We start from the raw sequence: 17,568 nt of genomic DNA, 5'->3' as shown, positions 1-17,568 counted from the left end.
GCATAGCTCTTGTTCCCGTTCTTATTCTTGATTGCTATCTGTCGCCCAACGCTGCGGCCGCGCCCCGCCCCTGGGCAAGTGCATGCCATGTGCCTCCGGACTCGGGCTCTTTCGTCAAATTCGGGATGGCATGCCTAGGGCGCGAACTTCTCGACAAGAAAGTCAATCAAGGCCCGCACGCGGGTCGACATGTGTCGGGCGTGCGGATACAGCAGCATGAATGGTCGAGAGCTGCCGCCGAGATCTTTCAGCACCTCTACCAGCGTGCCATCGCGCAAGTCGTCCTCGACCACGAAGCGATAGGTCTGGAATAGGCCGGCGCCGGCGCGGGCGAGCGTTGCACCGCCGAGCACGTCTTCGGATGCCGCGTATGTGCCGGTGGTGATCACGTTCACGTCTTCGCCATTCTGGCGGAAGGTCCACGGAATGCGGCGCCCGCTGCTTGGGCGTTCAAACTGGATGCACTCATGCCCGAGCAGATCGTCGAGCGACTTTGGCGTGCCGCGCCGCCTCAGGTAGTCCGGTGTGGCGACGACCACCAGTTCCGCATCTTCGAGCTTGCGGGCAATGAGTGCCGAATCGTCGGGTGCGCGCCCGCGAATCGACAGATCATAGGTGTCGTCGGCGAAGTCGACGTTCCGGTTGCTGATGTGGACGTCGATCTCGACTTCGGGAAAGCGCTCCCGGAACGCGGGAAGCACCGGCAGCACGCGATAGTGCGCGTAGGGCGTGGGCAGGCTGATGCGCAGGCGTCCAGCGGGCGTCGCATGCTGGCCGCCGATGTGCCGCTCGGCCTCTACCAGCAGCGCAAGCGCTGCGCGGCTCTGCTCGAAGTACGCCCTGCCTTCATCCGTCAGACGGATCTGGCGCGTCGTGCGCACGAAGAGACGAATGTTGAGGCGCTCTTCAAGGCGTGAAACGCTGCGGCTTACCGCAGCGGGTGTGACGCCCGCAGCCACCGCGGCCGCCGTGAAGCTGCTGAGCTCCGCGGCCAGGCAAAAGAGTTCGATGCTGCCAAGTTGCAGATCGTCGAATTGACGCTTCATGGTCGTTGACACCGTGTCATGACTGTCGTTGCGAGGTACGCGCGATGCGCCGCCGGTGCGGTGGCAGTCGTGTGCATCAAGCCATGCCCAAGGCAGGAAAGCGGGGCGTCACATGCGTGGCGAGTTCCTCGAGCACGGCTTCGGCGGGGCGATTGCCATATTTCAGGTTGAACAGGACATGGTTCGCGCCCGCGCGTTCGAGCGTTTCGAGGTGCCGCATCAGCCAGCTGCGGCCCAGGCGATGGCCGCCGTGGATCGGGGTGGGAGAGACGTCGGGATCGGCAGTCAGGTCAATGTGATAGGGCTGCGCAAAAGGCTTGAATGTGCCCGGCGACGTAGCCGCGACGGTGTCATGCCACTGGCGAATCACCTCCACCTGGAGATCCATGCGGCGCGGGTACGTGATCCAGCCGTCAGCCTTGCGCGCGATCCAATCGATCGATTGCTGGCTGTGGCCGGTCACGATGAGCGGCACGCGTCGGGCAACCGGCTTGGGGACCAGGTCCGCGTCATGCAACGTGCCGTATGTGCCGTGGATTTGTGGATAGGCGTTGCCCCACACGTGTTCAAGGTAGGCAACCTGTTCCTGGAACAACGCGCCACGTTGGGCGTGTTCTACGCCAAACGCCGGAAACTCTATAGCGCGGTCGCCGGAGGCAATCCCCATGACCAGTCGGCCTCCCGTCAGCCTGTCTATGCTGGCTGCCGCTTTGGCCGTGTGCAGCGGGTGCCGTAGCGGCAGCACGATGGCTGCGGTAAAGAGCGCAATCGATGACGTCTGACCGGCGACGTATCCGAGCCACGTCCAGGGATCGAAGATCTGGCCGAGGTCACCAAAGGATGGGTCGCGCAACGGCACGTCCCGCACGCCCAGCGAGGCGAATCCCGCTTGCTCGGCCCGCTTCGCCAGCCGGATCTGGTCGACCATCGTGGGCGCATCGCCCGGGTACGACTCGATCGCGAACAGTACACCGAGCGTCAGGCGGCCGGGTGCGAACATGCGCGAGAACCCGGGGTTGGTCTGGGGCAGGGTGTCAGAGGGGTTCAGCATGGCGTCCTCCGGTGCTGGCATGGCGGGTGTTCCCTTCGTGCGCCGGACGCCAGATGAAGGTATAGGGGAGCTCGTCGAGCTCGGCGGCGTCGAGCCATAGGGCTTGCGGCAACTCGTCGGCCCAGTGATCTTGCGCTGCGCTTGCAGCTTCAGGTGCGTGGAATGTCATGGCGGCTAATCAAGAGGAGTGAGTGGCACCCGAGATTCCGCAATGCATCCGCGACGGGTGGATGCTCACAATTCTGGGCAATCGGTCGCACGGGATCATCGGGGTCAGCCGCAAATCATTTGTTCCGCTGCATTGATAGTGCATCGGCCGTGGGTATCGACTGGCTTGTTACATGGCGTAGAAAGACACGTTCCGCCGGCGCCGTTTATCTGCCGCGTTCGCTCCCCTACAGTGCGATCCAGGGCAGTCGGTTGCACCCGCCCAAGGAGAAAATCATGACCGCGTCATCTACGCAGGCGACCGTGGACTGCGCCCACCAGCGCATCCTTCAACTGTTGCAGACTTACCTGGACGCCATCTACGACGGGGATGTCGGCGCATTGCAGTCGACTTTTCATCCCGAAGCGTTGCTGTTTGGCGAAGTGCGCGGCGAAATTGTGCAGAAGACGCTTGGGGTTTATCTGCAGGGCGTTGCCAGCCGCGAAAGCCCGGCGTCGCGCAATGATCCCTACGGCATGTCCATCCTGTCGGTAGAGGTTCTCGGCAAGATGGCGTCGGCCAGAGTCCGCGTGAAGGTGTCGGGCAACAACTACTATGACTTCCTCTCGATGTTGAAAATTGGCTGTGACTGGGTCATCGTCAACAAGCTCTACACGCACATCGAGGAGCGAGCCGAGTGATCGTCAGTGCGGCGCTAGGCCGCCTGAACCTCGCTTTGCGCCTGCAGTGTCTTCACGAGGCGCTCGCCATGCATCTGCGCTGAGTCGCAGACAAGCTTCTCCGCCTGCGCGGCGTCGCCGCTCAGGATTGCCGCCGCCATCTGCTCGTGCTCGTCATAGATCGCCTGCGAATACTCCATCAGTTTCGTGGTCAGGAGGATATAGAGCAGGACCGGATCGCTGATCAGTCCGTACTGGACAATGAGCCGCCGATGGCCCGACAGCGCGACGACGGTCTTGTGGAAGGCGAGGTCGGCCTGGGCGATGCGTCGGGGATCCTTGTCCCCGATGGCGGACTTCAGGTCCGCCAAGGCGTTGAGCAGGCGCGCGCGGCCCGCCTCATCGATGCGCGCGGCGGCCAGCCGTGCGGCCATCCCTTCCAGGTTGCTGCGCAGCGTATAGAGTTCCCAGGCGTCCTCTGCGGAAAGCGACACAACTTCCCAGCCGGTGTAGGCGTGCTGGATGAGCAAGCCTTCGTTGGCCAGACGTTGCATGCCCGCGCGAACCGTCGAGCGGGAAAGTCCGATCTGTGTTGCGAGGGATATTTCCGTGAGCCTGGAACCCGGCGCCAGATCTCCGGAGAAGATGGCGTCGCGAATCCAGTCGGCAGCCTGTCGGTCCAGGCTGCGCTTGTCAATTTCAACGCGAGTACTCATTTTTGCTCGATTTGCCAGGCGGGAATTGTGACTCCATCGGCATAACCGGACGCTGTGGTCAGATTCCGGTCTCCGAGGGCGCCATGCCCGACATGATACCGCCGTGAGGAAAGGCGCTTGTTAATTGTAGGCAATGATTTGTTAACAATCAGCGCGCTCATAGCCTGCCGTTCGCACGCCGCAGCTCGTACGCCTTCAGGTTCATCCAGCACAGGCGATGCACGGTATCGTCCAGCCCATGGGCCCTGACACGGCCGAGCATGTACCCGACGATATGTTCGCCCTCGATCGACGATTTCCTTTCCAGGTCGCGCAGGATCGATGGCACGTAGGCCGATGCCTTGTTGGCAAACAACTGCCGGTACTCCGCGAGAAAGGCCTCGGTCATTGGATACCCCTCGCGCGCGGCCACTTCGGCGTGGGTCGACAGCACCTGATAGAAGAGGTCGGTGCCGCCCGCTACCTGGGCAATTTCGCCAACACTTGCGCGCAGGAGCGTCGTGACCGTCGCCACGGTGGACAGATGGACAAGCTTCTCCCACATATTGCGCATGATGTCGGGAACGGCGCTCGCGACCACGCCCTCCGCAGGAAACGCGCGTTGAAGCGCCTGAACCCGCTCGCTCAGGATGCCGGACTGTTCGCCGAACTTGATATAGCACCAGTCGTTCAGGTGCTGGATCGTTCCGTCGCTATCGAGCGTGACAATGATCTTCGCAAGGCCACCGAGCACACGCTCGGCCCCGAAAGCGGTGTTGAGCTTGTCGATATGGGCCATGCCATTCAGAAGCGGCAGGACGGCCGTATCGGGCCCTACGGCAGGGCGGATGGCTTCGATCGCGGAATCCAGGTCATAGGCCTTGCTGGTCAACAGCACGATATCCCAGTGTCCCCCAAGCTCCTCCTGCGTGACGGTTTTCACGGGGGCGTGGAAATCGCCATACTGGCTTCGGATGTTCAGGCCATCGCGTTCGAGAATGGCTCGCCGGGCCGGACGCACGAGAAAGGTGACGTCGGTACCTTGCTGGACCAGTCGGCCACCGTAGTAGCCGCCAATTGCGCCGGCACCCAGTACTAGAATTCGCATGAAGTTCTCCATCAAGAATGTCGTGTTCGCAGCAGGGGAAGCATTTTCATGCTTCCCCGGGTCAGGCGTCTTCTCGGAGCAGACGCTGTGGCATGGCGAGGAGCAGCAGCACGGAGCCGAGCACCAGGATCGCGGCGAAGGTGTACAAGCCGTAGTCCAGCGAGCCCGTCGTGGTTTTCACCCATCCGAGGACGGACGGGCTGGCAAAGCCGCCAATCAGTCCGATGCTGTTGATGACCGCAATGCCGCCGGCAGCGCCAGCACTGGAAAGGTACGAGGTCGGGATCGTCCAGAACAGTGGCATGGCAGTCAGGATACCCAGGGTAGTGATCGACAGCACAGTCAGTGCGAGGGTGAGGCTGTCATGCACGTACGTCACGGTCACCAGGCCGAGCGCTGCCACGATCATGCCCGATGCAACGTGCCAGCGGCGCTCGCGCGTCCTGTCCGAATGCTTGCCGATGACAACCATGCCGGCGGTCGTGATGCCGTACGGAATCACGGTCAGCAAGCCGATATGCAGGGGGTCGGTCACGTTGTAGCTGCGGATCATCGCCGGGAGCCAGAAGCTGATGATGTAGAGGCCGGCCGCAATCGCAAAGTAGATGGCCGACAGTGCATACAGCCGCGGATCCCGAAGGGTTCTCCAGAAGGTGGCGTCGTGGCCATGGCCGCCCGTCGTACCCACGGCGTGGATGACGACCGCTCTTTCCCTGGCGGAGAGCCACTTGGCGTCGGCCGGCTTGTCGGCGAGTACGAAGTAGACAAAGACACCCAGGATGATGGAGGGAATGGCTTCGATGATGAACAGCCATTGCCAGCTGGCGAGTCCTGAGGCGCTGCCCATATTCGCCATGATCCAGCCGGACAGCGGCCCGCCGATGACGCCCGACACGGCGATGGCCGACATGAAGACCGTGATGATCTTCCCGCGCATCGTCGGGGGGAACCAGTAGGTCAGGTAGAGCACAATGCCCGGAAAGAAACCGGCCTCGAAGGCGCCGAGAAGGAAGCGGGCCACGTAGAACTGCGTGGGCGTGGTGACAAACGCGAAGCTTCCTGAGATCACGCCCCAGACAATCATGATGCGCATCAGTGTCTTGCGTGCGCCAATTTTCTCGAGCAGGAGGTTGCTGGGCACCTCGAACAGGAAATATCCGATAAAGAATATGCCGGCGCCAAGCCCATACACGGCATCTGAAAAGCTGAGGTCCTGCTTCATCTGGAGCGCGGCAAAACCGATGTTCACGCGATCCAGATAGGCGAACACATAGCAGATGAAGAGGAACGGGATAATGCGCCACGTCACCTTGGAATAGGCGCGCTGCACATCGTCGTGTGTGTGAGCGGGTGCCGTGCCTGGCAATACCGCAGAGGGGGAGGCCGTCTTCATGATTGCTCTCGCTATCCGTTCAGTTTGTCTATTCGGTGGCTTCCGGGAGGAGCCTGCTGTGTCGATCCACAACAGGTCTCCGCTCCGTCCCGGAAGTTGCGTCGAGGGGTGAGGCAGGCGCGGCGGGAAGGGCCACGCCCATGCTGTTGCGCCTGCGGCGCGCGCGGTGCCGGGCCTGCAGGACCTACAGGCCCAGATGGCTCCGGCGTACTTTCGGGGGATGGGCGCGCAGGACGTCTTCGATCGGATCGCAGCCCCAGCCCGGGGCATCCGGAACCTGAATGGCGCCATTCACGATCTCGGGGTTTCGGGTGAACAACTGGTCATCCCAGGCCAGCCGATCCACATCCACCTCCATCACGCGCAGGTTGGGCACCGCTGCGGCAAAATGAACGTTCATCATCGTCGACAGATGGCTGTAGAAGTTGTGCGGCGCGATGTTGACGTCAAAGGCATCCGCCACGTTGGCGATCTTCATGGCTTGCCATACGCCGTTCCAGACCGCATCGATGATGGCAACGTCCATCGATTGCGCCTGGAAATAGGGCAGGAACTGGCGGATGCCGAACAGCGTTTCGCACGCGGCAATCGGTGCGTGGCTGCGCTGGCGGATATACGCCATGGCGTCAGGGTTGTAGATGTCGAGTTCCACCCAGAACAGGTCGAAATCGCTGATCGCCTTGATCAGCGAAAGGTAACCCTCGGTACGCGCGTTGAAGTTCAGGTCCACCAGGATATCGACGTCGGGGCCAGCGCCGTCGCGAAGCGCCTCAAGGTGCGCGCGCAGGTTACGCAGCAACGCTTTGTCGACATTGAGGGACGGCGCGTACGGGGAACCAAATCCGGCCATCCACTGGCGCGGCTTGCCATTTTCATTGACGAACAGATTGGTCTTTAGCGCGGAAATCCCGGATGCCCGGGCGTCTTCGCCGGCCTTCTTGACGCCGTCCAGATCAACGATGGCAGGCGGGTACAGCGTGGGATGGCTGATGCGCCAGGTGGCGCAATGCGACCAATAGATCGGGATGCTGTCTCGATGTTTGCCGCCCAACAGCTGGTAAACCGGCACGCCGAGGCTCTTGGCTTTCGCATCGAGCAGGGCGTTTTCGATGGCGCCGATTGCCTCGGCGCTGAGCCCATGCGGCGCAGGGCGCAAGGAGGCGGCCAGCCGGCCATAGGCCTCCTCGTGGTCATACACCGACTTGCCGATCAGGCGAGCGCCCAATTGTTCGATCACGCCGGTCAAGCCGGGGGGGCCGAACGACTCGTCGTACTCGCTCCAGCCCACAGTCCCGTCAGACGTCACCACCTTCAGGAAGTAGTAGTTCCGCCATCCGGCGTCGCAGGAGAGGGTTTCAAAGTGCTCAATTCGCATGATGTTCGCTCACTTCCTTGTTGATAGTTAATTGTTAACAATTAATCTAGGTTGAAGGGGGCCGGGCCGCAAGCATGGTTAACCCGAGAATCGATCTGATGTGGCGTAATGAGCGCTTTTGTGCTGACTACGCGGCGGCGCGCTCCAGGCGGGGCGTGGGGCGCGGCCCGTGGGAATTGCTCTTAACGGAGGCGGAGGGAGGGCGTGGCCGACGGAGAGGGCGGCTCTGCCGTCCACCCCGCATGACTCAAGGATGACGACCGCACAACGTGCGGCGATACAGGGGATATTCGATGCTTGTCAGGTCACGCCCCCGGCGAACGTACGCGATTCGCCGGGGCGTTAATCAATCCAGCACGCCCTTAGTCGTAGTAAGCCGGGAGCAGCTTCAACTTGTCGGATTGCTTCTTGTCGTGATTGATGAAGAGCTTCGCCTTGTACGTTGCCATCAACTGCCTGACTTTTTCCATTGAAGCGATGGATTCAGGGCTATTCGTATTCAAGGATGGAACGATGTTCTTCTCGAAATTCCCTTCCAGGTGAACGACATCGCCGGAAAGGATGATGAAGCCGGCGTTCTTGAGATGGACCAGCAGTGACTGGCTGCCGGGGGTGTGCCCTGGCGTGGAAACCAGCATGACGCTCCCGTCGCCAAACACATCGGTATCACCATCGACGAGCTGAAGGTTCTTCGGCGTTCCCAGGAGTTTGCGCGCCAGTGCCATCAATTGATTGACATTATCGTTTGGCCCGTTCGGAGAGTAGATCCACTGATACTCCGCCCGCTGCATCATGATCCTGGCGCTGGGGAACAACCGCACGTTACCGATGTGGTCGCCATGCGTGTGCGATATCGCGACGCGCGTGATGTCGCCTGGCTTCAGGTTGATTTCAGCGAATTGATCGGTCAGCGTCTTATCGAGGTGATAGACGATCAATTTAGGAAGCGTGGACCACCCTTTGGGGTCGTTGAATGCTTCTTCAGGAACACCGGTATCCCAAAGCAGCCATTCGTCTCCATGCTTAACCAGCCAGCAAGTGGATGAGAATTCGATACTGCGCCCAGCGTTCGCGCCGGGCGTCCATACTGACTCGTCGTTTGCAAGGGAGCGACCGCAATCCAGCCGGAACAGCTTCTCGGCGACCCCCGCCCTGGCGGGATCAGGGAGCGTTGTGGCGGCGTGGGCGGCTGGCACCCCTTCGAGTACGAACATACAGGCAGCCAGGATAAACGCCCCCGCCAATTTTGCTTGTCTCAGCATGATCAATCCTTTCTTCAGAATGCACGCCGCACATCACGGCGCAATAACGTAACAACGGAGAAACTGCCGAGACAAACCAAACGCGTCTTGTCAGCCATTCGATAAATTCACTGCCCGCGCAAGACCAGTGGCTTGCCCTTCTCAACGATGTAGTGAGCAATCGCCTTGAACCGCACGCTGCCGGTATTGCACACGTTATGCATTTCGCCTTGCGCGAATTGCAGCGGCCGCCCGGCTTTCAGATGCAGATCCGATTTTTCATCGAACTTCACGACTGCCTCGCCTTCCTCCACATAGGCGCTTTCGATTCCTGGATGCGCATGCCGGCCGGTGCAGGCCCCTGGCTCGAGTTCCGCAATCACGCTCACCGTTTGGTAGCCCTGGGGAAAGTCGATCGTCTGCAGTGGTGTGCGCGTCTGAGCAAACACACTGGTGCTGCTCAGCGCACACAGCATCATGGCAGTGGAAAGTGCAGCCAACGGGCGTGTCACGGGTGACATTTGTCTTCTCCTCAATGAAATCATTGTTATCAGGTCGTTGCCTGGGAAAAGACTTTAGGGGTGCGTTTTAGCGGGATAAAGGCACGGCGATGAACATGAATTGATACATCACGGAACAAGTCCGTTGCCCAGCGCATCGAGCGATGCGGTCACGGGCGCGATAGGCAGGCGCAACGTGAACCACGTGCCGCTCGCGTCCCGTTGCCAGGACACCGCCGCATCGAGGGCAGACGCGCGGCGTTGCATGTTGGCGAGCCCTCTGCCGCCATGTGCCGGGGGCGCCCCGGCGGGAGAGAAGGGCGTGCCGTTGTCATGTACACGCACCAGTACCGCGTCGTCATCGCGGCAGGTCTGCACGCGGATCGCGGTCGCGCGGCTGTGCTTGAGCACGTTTGTGAAGACCTCCTGCAGGATGCGCAGGATGTGAAGCGCGCTCTGGGCGCCGAGCCATTGCAGCGGCGGGATGTCGTCGACCTCCCACGCGAGCGAGATGCCGGCGGCTTCGAGTCGCGACCCCAACCGGTAGCGCAAGGTGGCCAGCAGGAGCAACAGATCCGTCGATACCGGCTCCAGCGAATCAATCGTCAGCTTGAGGTCGTCGATGCATTCCCGCAGCACCTGGGCGATATCGTCGGCGCGCGCCGTGCCGGAGGCGTCTTTCTCGACCATGCGCAAGGCACTGATCAAGGATGAACCGAGGCCGTCATGCATGTCCTGCAGCAGCCGCTGCCGCTCGCGCGTCAGGGTCTCGCGGCGCTCCACGTCGCGTAGTTGCCGATGGCTTTCCAGCAGTTCCGCTTCCCGCTGCGCCAGACGCAGCGACAGATTGGCGTTGGCCTGCGCGACCTCATCCAGCGCGCTGATGTAGCGGCGATACATCAGGACCATGAACAGCAGCAGCTGCACGCATCCCAGGTAGGACAGCAGGTAGATGCCATCGATATCGATGCGGTAGTTCTGCAGCAGCAGGTCGTGCAGGGCGATCGGCGTGCTCATCGCATTCCAGGCCGAAAACGTCATCGCCTCGCGCGACCTGGCTCGCCAGGCGGCCCGCAACGCCGCGATCGATACCACGAGATTCAGCCCCACCAGCAGCAACTGGGACAGCGGGTAGAGGAACACCACATGCGTGAGCCACGACAACGGCAGCGTGCTGGTGGCCAGGAACACCACCGAGCCGTACAGCGCTGTCTCCAGGCGCCGGTAGCGCAGGCCCAGATATCGGAAGATGAACAGGTAGCAGGCCAGGATCAGCCAGGCGATGCTGTTGAACGCCAGCCAACTGAACCAGGCCTCCGGAATCGGCAATGGCTCCTGGCCGACCAGATACTGGAGCGTGTGCAGGAAATAAGCACCTGCGGCCAGGAAGCACAGCAGGTAGCGCGTTTCGTCCCGGCGCCGGAGCCAGACCAGCAGGGAGAAGATGCCCACCGCAAGCAGGCCGCCGCTGGACAGGTAGGGAAACTGGGTCTGGAGGAAACTGCGTACCGCGAAGCGCCAGAACAGGTCCTCGCGCGTGCCGATCCGCACGGACGACAGCGCGGCGCCGACCTGGCCCATGACATCGATACGGATGACGATGTCGCGCGGCGCGTGCCCGAGCGCGATCCACAAGGGGTAGTTGTAGCCGTTCCACACCGGCCCACCGCGAGACTGCCAGAGCTGCTCGCCGTCTGCATACACGGTGAGACGTCCCACGGTCTGCCAGCGCGGTGCATAGAGGTAGAGGGGCTCACCGGCAGCGGTCGTGGCGGTGGCCGCCGGAAGCGCCAGTTTCACCCAGACTGTCTCGATGTGGCCTGACCCCACCTCATCGGGGGTCACGTGGCGCGGCACCACCATCGGCAGCGGCGTGTCCTGCCATCCTTCGCCAGTGGCGGGCAGGGCGAGCTGCGGCGGAAGCCGGTCGAGCGTGCCGCCGGGCGTGATCCGGAGCTGCGCCGAGGTGATGTGCCAGGGGAGGGCCTGCGCCAGAGCGCCGTGCAGCGAACCTGCAAGCAGCATGGCCAGGACGAGGGGGAGCCACCGTCGGCGCCACCGTCGGCGCCACCGTTGGAGCCACGGTTGCCATGCTGGCCTGCCAGCGCCGTCAGGCATCGCGCAGCAGCCCGTGTTGCCGGGCCACGTTGATGGCCTCGACCTTCGAATGGACGTCCAGCTTGACGTAGATGCGTCGCACATAGGTCAGCAGCGTATGTCGCGATACACCAATCCGTTGGGCGATCTCGTCGTGGGAGAAGCCACGCGTGATGTCGTTCAGGACTTCGACTTCGCGCGGGGATAGCGCGGAAGGCTTCGGGCCTGCTGGTGCCTGGGGGGCTTGCACCGGCGCGCCAGCAGGCGGCGCCTGCAGGCGGGACAGCACCTGGCGGGCGATCAGCGGGCTGATCGGACTGCCGCCCTGATGCAGCGACCGCAGCTCGCGCACGATATGCGCCGCCGTGCTGTCCTTGAGCAGGTAGCCGGTGGCGCCCGCAGCAATCGACTGCATGACGTGGCTTTCGTCGCCGAAGACGGTGGCCACCATCACATCGCAGCGCGGCCACGCCACGCGTGCCGCGCGGATGGCATCGATGCCGGACCCATCGGGCAGCCCCAGGTCGACGACGAGGATGTCGGCAGCGGGGGCGGATTGCAGCAGCGCCAGTCCGTCGCGCAATGTCGTGACGGCGCCAGCGGTGAGCATGTCGGGGGCGCCGGACAGGGCCTCGAGGAATGCCGTGCTGAAACGGGCATCGTCCTCGATCAGGGCGACGCGGATGGGCGAGTCAAGCGGCGGGGCGTGGTCAGGTGGCACGGGAGGTCGGATGCGAAACGAACAGGTCGAGGCACGACATGCAACGGCCCGTGCTGCCGCTACGCCCCCACGATCGTTGGGCATGACGACATGTCGCACGATCTGGGGACATACAGCCCGAAAACCCAAGGCTATGATCCAGCCGGATTGTTGCACGCGTGGGACCGGATGCAAAGCCGGCGCACGTGGGCATGCACCAAAACAACAGGCTCGGCGAGCCAGCAGACTATCGAACGGGGAAGGGGTCGCAGATGAAACGGGAAAGCTTGGTCAAGGCATGGGCAGCCCTGGCGGTCAGCGTCGCACTGGGGGCGTGCGGCGGGGATGGGGGAAACAATGGGGGGAACGGCACGGGCAGTGGAGGCAGTGGGGGCGGTAACGGCGGTGCGGTGACGCCGGACACGCCATCCACGCCGGGCACGCCGGAGACACCGGCGACGCCCCAGGCCGTGACGTACCTGGGCGTGATTAGCTTTGGCGATACGCTTGCCGTGACGCTGGATGCCCCGGCCGCTGGTCAGGTGCGAATCCGCTTCTCCGATTCGGCGTTCGGCCTGTCCGGCGCGGTAATCGGCCACTACGTCAAGAACGGCAACATCTACACCGTCAGCACACTCGAGGCCGACAGCGCCGAACCACCGCCGGCATTCGTGACCGCGCTGCTGGGCGCGGTGACGGCGTCGTTCACGGTGTCCGGCACCACGCTGACGGGCGAGATCACCGGCCTGCCGAAGCAACTCGGCGATGGCAAGCTGTCGGGGCAGGTCACGGCGAGCAGTGTCAGCACGCCGGTGACGGCGGCCGAACTGACCGGTACCTACACGTTCCTGCGCGGGCAATCCACGTATTACACGAGTTCGGGGAATCTCCAGGTGCAGTACGGCATGGGCGGGCAGATGCGCGTGGGCGCCGATGGCACGGTGCGGATGTGCCAGGCTGGCCCGTACAGCGACACCTGCAGCATGGGCTATGCCGGCACCCTGGCGCTGGCGGACCAGACGCGCTACCCGGGCGCCTATACGCTGACGTTGGGCGGCAAGCTCTGGGGACAGGTGTTCCCGCTGAGGGTGAACGGTGTGACATCGCTGTACCTCGACCACCTTCAGCTCGATACTGGCGGCAACCGCATCACCGGAACGGGCGTCTTCCGGCCCGCCCAGACGCTGACGGCCAGCCAGGCAGCAGGGCAGTGGGCCTGTCGGCAGCCGGGTGTGTCGTATGCCGCTGTCACGGGCCTCGGCATCCGGGCCGCGCTCGATGGCTCGATGCAGGAAGAGGTGCTGACCATCTCCGACACGGGGCAGGTCACCAGTGCCGGGACCGGGCAGGTTGCCTCACTGACGCTGAATCAGGCCAATAACCTGCTGGGCTTCTCATCCCCGGCCGCCATCCCGGGCATCATGTACGCCGACTGGATCGTGCCGGCGGTCCCGCCCAGCAACGTCACCGGGCTGCGCACGCAGGTATTCATGCCGCTCGACGAGAACAGCATGGCCTACTACGCCGAGGTGACCAGCAAGCCGACCGATCCAGTGAACTGGACCTTCCTTGTGCAAGGTACCTGCCGGAAGCGTTAGCCGCCGCCGGCCGGCGCGACATCGGCCCGCGATCCTGCCCGGTTGCGGCCCGGTTGCGTGGCGTGCTGTTCACCGTGCAAAAGGCCTTGCCGCTGCTGGTCGATGGCGCGTCCGTGGTGCCGACCGGCTCCACGGTGTCGATCCAGGACACTGCCAACTTCAGCGTCTACAGCGCCAGCAAGGTTGCCGTGCGCAATTTCGCCCGCTCCTGGGCGCTGGACCTGAAGGACCGCGCGATCCGCGTCAACGTCGTCAGCCCCGGCCCGATCCGAATATGGCGGCCTGGCGCAGATCTGAGCGCACAGGCGAACACCCGCCCGAGACAGCACGGCGACGCCTTCGGCAGGAATCGTCCGCCTATCGGACTATCGGGCTATCGGCCTATTGGCTTATTGGCTTATTGGGCTATTGGCCTACTGGGCGGGAATGGTGATCAACGGCAGCGGCTCCTTGCTGCCGGTATCGGTCAAAGTGAAGAACAGCATGATGGCCGAGAGCGCCCGTTTGGTGGTCAGGTCGCCCTGGTTGATCCAGAACCAGTAACCTCGGTAGTGCACGGCGGCATAGGCTTCCATCGGCTTTTCCTTGCCGCTGTGAATCCGTACGGCGCCCCGCTGCGCCTGCTCGGTGGTCTGCGCGAGGCCAGGCAGCGCGCTGTGATCTTTCAGGTGGGCCTCGGGAACCTCCAGGTAGCTGGAGAAGGCAAGCATGATCTGCAGCATCGAGCGGCTGTTCACCGACAGTTCGTCCTCCGCGCCACGGGCCGGCGAATACCTGAGCGTGAACTTCTGCGTCGTGGCGGGCAGCTTCAGCAGGCGGCGGATCTCCACCACCTTGTCCACGATGTCCGCAGGCATGTCTTCGCGCCGGAACAGCAGTACGCCGATGGATCCCTTGACCTTGTCTTCCTCCACCCGCATGGAGAACGCGCCGGCGGCCTGCACATCGCGCATCAACTCGATGGCGCGCAGGAACTCCGGGTCCGCCTCGCGCACCATGCCTGCAGCGGTTGCGCGATTGCGCACGCCGTTGAGCGACTCCACCGTCATGCCCAGCACAAAGTCGGCGGCGTAGCCGCTCTGGAGCATCAGGAAGATGTTCTTGGGATCGATGGGCTCCATCAGCCCTCGCACGAATTTCTGGCCAGTCGCAGGCGTGTAGGTGATGGTGGGCCGGTCTGTATAGACGCCTTGCACGCCCGTAGCCAGGAAGTTGCCCTGTACCGCGCTCGCCGTCGAAGCGGTGCCGCTCACAGAAACCCCCGCTTGCAGCGAGTAACCGCTAACCACCGATGCCACGTCCACGAAGATCGGCAGGTCCACGTAGCGGAGCTTGACGATGTTCAACAGGGTTTGCTGTTTCCAGGAGTCGGCGATCGCCGCGCTGTAGTCGAAGCGGTCCGCCACGATGGTCGTGGGGCCAATGGAGGTACAGCCGGGGAGTAGTGCGAACGCCCCGAGCCACACGCCGAGCCAAACGCCGCGCTTCGGGGCGACGCGGCTGGCGGGGTCGCGAGTGGTGTCGGGCAGACTTTTGTGGGGTGTGGGCTGCATGGCTGCGCTGATTGCTGCCTTTTCGGTGATCGGTCGCGAAAGCGCGCGAACCGATTTGAAGCGGATTTTCCTCCAAGGGCGACCGAATCGCCAAGGAGAATGCGCTGTCCTCCTGCCGCAGCGGCCCCCGCCCTGGCGCCCCCTAGCGTCCCCTAGCGCCCCCTGGCGCCGGCCACGCGCGCGGCAGGCTCCGCGAGGGTTTGCTCGAGTACCCGCAAGACTTCCTTCGCAGTGTTCTCGGAATGCTCGCGCAGGATCTGCGGCAGTCGCGCACGGCCCGCTTCGCGCAGGGCGGCCATGATGGCCTCGTGCTCCTCGTGCGATTCCTGCCAGCGCAGCATGTCGGTGTTGGCCGCGCCCCGCGCGCGATGCACCTTGCTCATCAGCGTGGCGTAGATGCCGGACAGCACGGCGTTGTCCGCGCTGTCGACAATCAGCTGGTGGATTTCCTGGTTGATGCGGAAGTAGTCCGTGCGCCGGCTGGCTGCATGCGCGTCGATCATGGCCTGGTGCTTGCGCTCGATCCTGGCGAGCGCCGCGTCGCTCATGCGCCGGGCCACCAGTTCACCGGCATGGGCTTCCAGCCCATGCAGCATTTCAAAGGTCTCGCGCAATTCCTCCAGGTCCAGCGGCGCCACGCGATAGCCGATGTATTGGCGATGCAGCACCAGCCCTTCCGACACCAGCACCTTCAGCGCTTCACGCAGGGGCGTCTTCGAAACGTCGAACGCTTCGCAGAACGCCTTTTCGTCGATGCGGACCCCGGGCGGCAGCTCGCCTTCCTGAATCATCGTGCGCAGCCGCGCCGCGATTTCGGCGGACATGCCAAGAGTGCGGAGTCGGGCGGTTTTGGGCAGCGCTTGTGTCACGGACATCACCAGAATGGGGAAATTGCACTGAAGCGAAGCGTATCACACCCGGAATTGGTGCTTACCCTATGCATATAAATCAATGACTTACACGCGTTGTAATTACAGATTACGTATCCTATACTCCGTCCAGTTGCGCGACACCCAGAACAGAAACGCCTCGACAACGCAGCACCCAAGGAGCAAGGAGACCCCCGTCATGCCATCCACGAGCCAGGCCGCCACGATGCCGGCCACGCGCAGCACCGTCCGCTGGAAGATCTTCCTGATGATGCTGTTCCTGATCGCGATCAACTACATCGACCGCGCGTCGTTGTCCGTGGCCATGCCGCTGATCGCGAAGGAGTTTGACCTCAGCCCCACCATGCAGGGCCTGATCCTCAGTTCGTTCTTCTGGACCTATGCCCTGATGCAGGTGCCGGGCGGCATGCTGGCGGACAAATACAAGCCGCGCATCGTGATTGCCTGCGCCACCGTGTTCTGGGGCGCCTTCCAGGCCATGGCCGCCGTGTGCACCAGCGCCACGGCGCTCCTGCTGACCCGCCTGGGCCTCGGTGCCGCCGAGGCGCCGATCTATCCGGCCGGCGGCAAGCTCAATGCCATCTGGATGACGCAGAACGAACGCGGCCGTGGTGCCACGCTGCTCGACGGCGGCGCGCCGCTTGGCGCGGCACTGGGCGCGATCATCATCACCTGGCTGATTGCCGCGCTCGACTCCTGGCGCCTGGCCTTCGTCGTAGCCGGCGTGGGCACCGTCATCGCCGGCGCCGTGGCCTGGTGGTACATCCGCAATTCCCCGCGCCAGCACGCCGGCGTCAACGAACTCGAGGCACGCTATATCGAGGAAGCCCAGGCCAGCGAGCATCGCGCCGAGCCGGACAACCTCTCGGGCCGTTCGCTCGATTTCTTCAAGTACCGCTCGGTCTGGTGCATGGCCATCGGCTGGATGTGCTTCAACTCCGTGTTCTACGGCCTGCTCACCTGGATGCCCAACTACCTCAACAAGGTGCACGGCTTCGACATCAAGGCGATGGGCGGTGCCAGCTTCATCATCTTCTTCAGCGGCTTTGTGGGCGAGTTGGTTGGCGGCTGGATCGCGGACAAGTGGAAGGAGGCCGGCGGCCGCCCCAACGTGGTGATGCGCACCCTGTTCGGCATTGCCGCCGTGGTCGCCACGGTGTCGATCTTCTCCGTGGCCTACGTCACCAACGCCACGGTGGTCGTGGCCCTGCTGTCGTGCACGCTGTTCTTCCTGCGCTGGTGCGGCCTGTTCTGGTGCATCCCGTCGATCCTGGGCACCCGTGACAAGATCGGCTTCCTGGGCGGCGTGATGAACCTGGGCGGCAATATCGGAGGCATCTGCGTGCCGATCATCGTCGGCATGATCGTGCAGTTCACCGGCTCGTATTTCCTGGCGCTGATGTTCTTTGCTGCCGCCGGCGTGGGCCTGCTGCTGTCGTCCACGGCGATCGACTACGAAAAGAAGATCCCGGTCTGACGGGCATCGGCTGGAG

At 63.2% G+C, this 17,568-nt stretch carries 16 protein-coding genes and 1 pseudogene; 4 read left to right on the top strand and 13 right to left on the bottom strand.

Translation table 11 applies throughout. The features are described 5' to 3' along the window. Positions 1-134 precede the first annotated feature (134 nt). The 3 genes from AB4120_RS12295 to AB4120_RS12285 form a co-directional block, all read right to left on the bottom strand. A complete protein-coding gene (locus AB4120_RS12295) occupies positions 135-1,046 on the bottom strand; it encodes a LysR family transcriptional regulator (protein WP_149138840.1) in 912 nt (303 codons plus the stop codon). Between the two features lie 76 nt (positions 1,047-1,122). Further along, on the bottom strand, positions 1,123-2,097 hold the full coding sequence (locus tag AB4120_RS12290; protein ID WP_149138841.1) for an LLM class oxidoreductase: 975 nt from the start codon (positions 2,095-2,097) through the stop codon (positions 1,123-1,125). Next, positions 2,081-2,266, bottom strand: coding sequence for a hypothetical protein (locus AB4120_RS12285; protein WP_149138842.1), 186 nt, complete (start codon positions 2,264-2,266; stop codon positions 2,081-2,083). Before AB4120_RS12285 ends, AB4120_RS12290 begins: the two co-directional genes overlap by 17 nt. 275 nt (positions 2,267-2,541) lie before the next feature. Here AB4120_RS12285 and AB4120_RS12280 point away from each other — a divergent pair, with 275 nt between their 5' ends. Next, on the top strand, positions 2,542-2,946 hold the full coding sequence (locus AB4120_RS12280; RefSeq protein ID WP_187645221.1) for a nuclear transport factor 2 family protein: 405 nt from the start codon (positions 2,542-2,544) through the stop codon (positions 2,944-2,946). Between the two features lie 14 nt (positions 2,947-2,960). Here AB4120_RS12280 and AB4120_RS12275 read toward each other — a convergent pair whose 3' ends face one another. The 8 genes from AB4120_RS12275 to AB4120_RS12240 form a co-directional block, all read right to left on the bottom strand. Beyond that, the gene (locus AB4120_RS12275) at positions 2,961-3,641 is read right to left on the bottom strand and encodes a GntR family transcriptional regulator (protein ID WP_144198722.1); all 681 of its coding nucleotides are present in this window, start codon (positions 3,639-3,641) and stop codon (positions 2,961-2,963) included. Between the two features lie 157 nt (positions 3,642-3,798). Next, a complete protein-coding gene (locus AB4120_RS12270) occupies positions 3,799-4,740 on the bottom strand; it encodes a ketopantoate reductase family protein (protein WP_262389751.1) in 942 nt (313 codons plus the stop codon). A 49-nt stretch (positions 4,741-4,789) separates the two neighbouring features. Further along, on the bottom strand, positions 4,790-6,121 hold the full coding sequence (locus AB4120_RS12265) for an MFS transporter (protein ID WP_441642297.1): 1,332 nt from the start codon (positions 6,119-6,121) through the stop codon (positions 4,790-4,792). Between the two features lie 184 nt (positions 6,122-6,305). Continuing rightward, a complete protein-coding gene (locus tag AB4120_RS12260) occupies positions 6,306-7,496 on the bottom strand; it encodes a mandelate racemase/muconate lactonizing enzyme family protein (RefSeq protein ID WP_149138844.1) in 1,191 nt (396 codons plus the stop codon). 362 nt (positions 7,497-7,858) lie between these two features. Beyond that, the gene (locus AB4120_RS12255) at positions 7,859-8,758 is read right to left on the bottom strand and encodes an N-acyl homoserine lactonase family protein (RefSeq protein WP_149138845.1); all 900 of its coding nucleotides are present in this window, start codon (positions 8,756-8,758) and stop codon (positions 7,859-7,861) included. Between the two features lie 107 nt (positions 8,759-8,865). Beyond that, positions 8,866-9,258 carry a cupin domain-containing protein gene (locus AB4120_RS12250; protein WP_149138846.1) on the bottom strand — a complete coding sequence of 131 codons (393 nt, stop codon included), beginning with the start codon at positions 9,256-9,258 and terminating at the stop codon, positions 8,866-8,868. A gap of 108 nt (positions 9,259-9,366) precedes the next feature. Further along, entirely contained in the window at positions 9,367-11,262 is a 1,896-nt protein-coding gene (locus AB4120_RS12245; protein ID WP_187645222.1) for a sensor histidine kinase, read from the bottom strand. Between the two features lie 85 nt (positions 11,263-11,347). Then, the gene (locus tag AB4120_RS12240; RefSeq protein WP_262389752.1) at positions 11,348-12,055 is read right to left on the bottom strand and encodes a LuxR C-terminal-related transcriptional regulator; all 708 of its coding nucleotides are present in this window, start codon (positions 12,053-12,055) and stop codon (positions 11,348-11,350) included. Between the two features lie 251 nt (positions 12,056-12,306). Here AB4120_RS12240 and AB4120_RS12235 point away from each other — a divergent pair, with 251 nt between their 5' ends. Together AB4120_RS12235 and AB4120_RS12230 are read left to right on the top strand one after the other, a co-directional pair. Beyond that, positions 12,307-13,632, top strand: a complete 1,326-nt coding sequence (locus AB4120_RS12235; RefSeq protein WP_149138849.1) for a hypothetical protein — start codon at positions 12,307-12,309, stop codon at positions 13,630-13,632. Positions 13,633-13,685: 53 nt separating this feature from the next. Beyond that, a pseudogene (locus AB4120_RS12230) lies at positions 13,686-13,904 on the top strand (SDR family oxidoreductase); the annotation flags it as partial. Between the two features lie 141 nt (positions 13,905-14,045). On the opposite strand, the gene AB4120_RS12225 reads toward AB4120_RS12230, so the two are convergent. Together AB4120_RS12225 and AB4120_RS12220 are read right to left on the bottom strand one after the other, a co-directional pair. Further along, a complete protein-coding gene (locus AB4120_RS12225) occupies positions 14,046-15,185 on the bottom strand; it encodes a hypothetical protein (RefSeq protein ID WP_262389753.1) in 1,140 nt (379 codons plus the stop codon). Positions 15,186-15,337: 152 nt separating this feature from the next. Continuing rightward, entirely contained in the window at positions 15,338-16,060 is a 723-nt protein-coding gene (locus AB4120_RS12220) for a GntR family transcriptional regulator (RefSeq protein WP_149138850.1), read from the bottom strand. Positions 16,061-16,253: 193 nt separating this feature from the next. Between AB4120_RS12220 and AB4120_RS12215 the strand changes: the two genes are divergently transcribed. Further along, complete coding sequence (locus AB4120_RS12215) at positions 16,254-17,552, top strand: MFS transporter (protein ID WP_149138851.1); 1,299 nt, start codon at positions 16,254-16,256, stop codon at positions 17,550-17,552. Positions 17,553-17,568 lie beyond the last annotated feature (16 nt).

The sequence above is a fragment of the Cupriavidus sp. 2KB_3 genome (genome assembly GCF_052115685.1).
Lineage (GTDB): Bacteria > Pseudomonadota > Gammaproteobacteria > Burkholderiales > Burkholderiaceae > Cupriavidus > Cupriavidus campinensis.
This window is presented reverse-complemented; position numbering and strand designations above follow the sequence as displayed.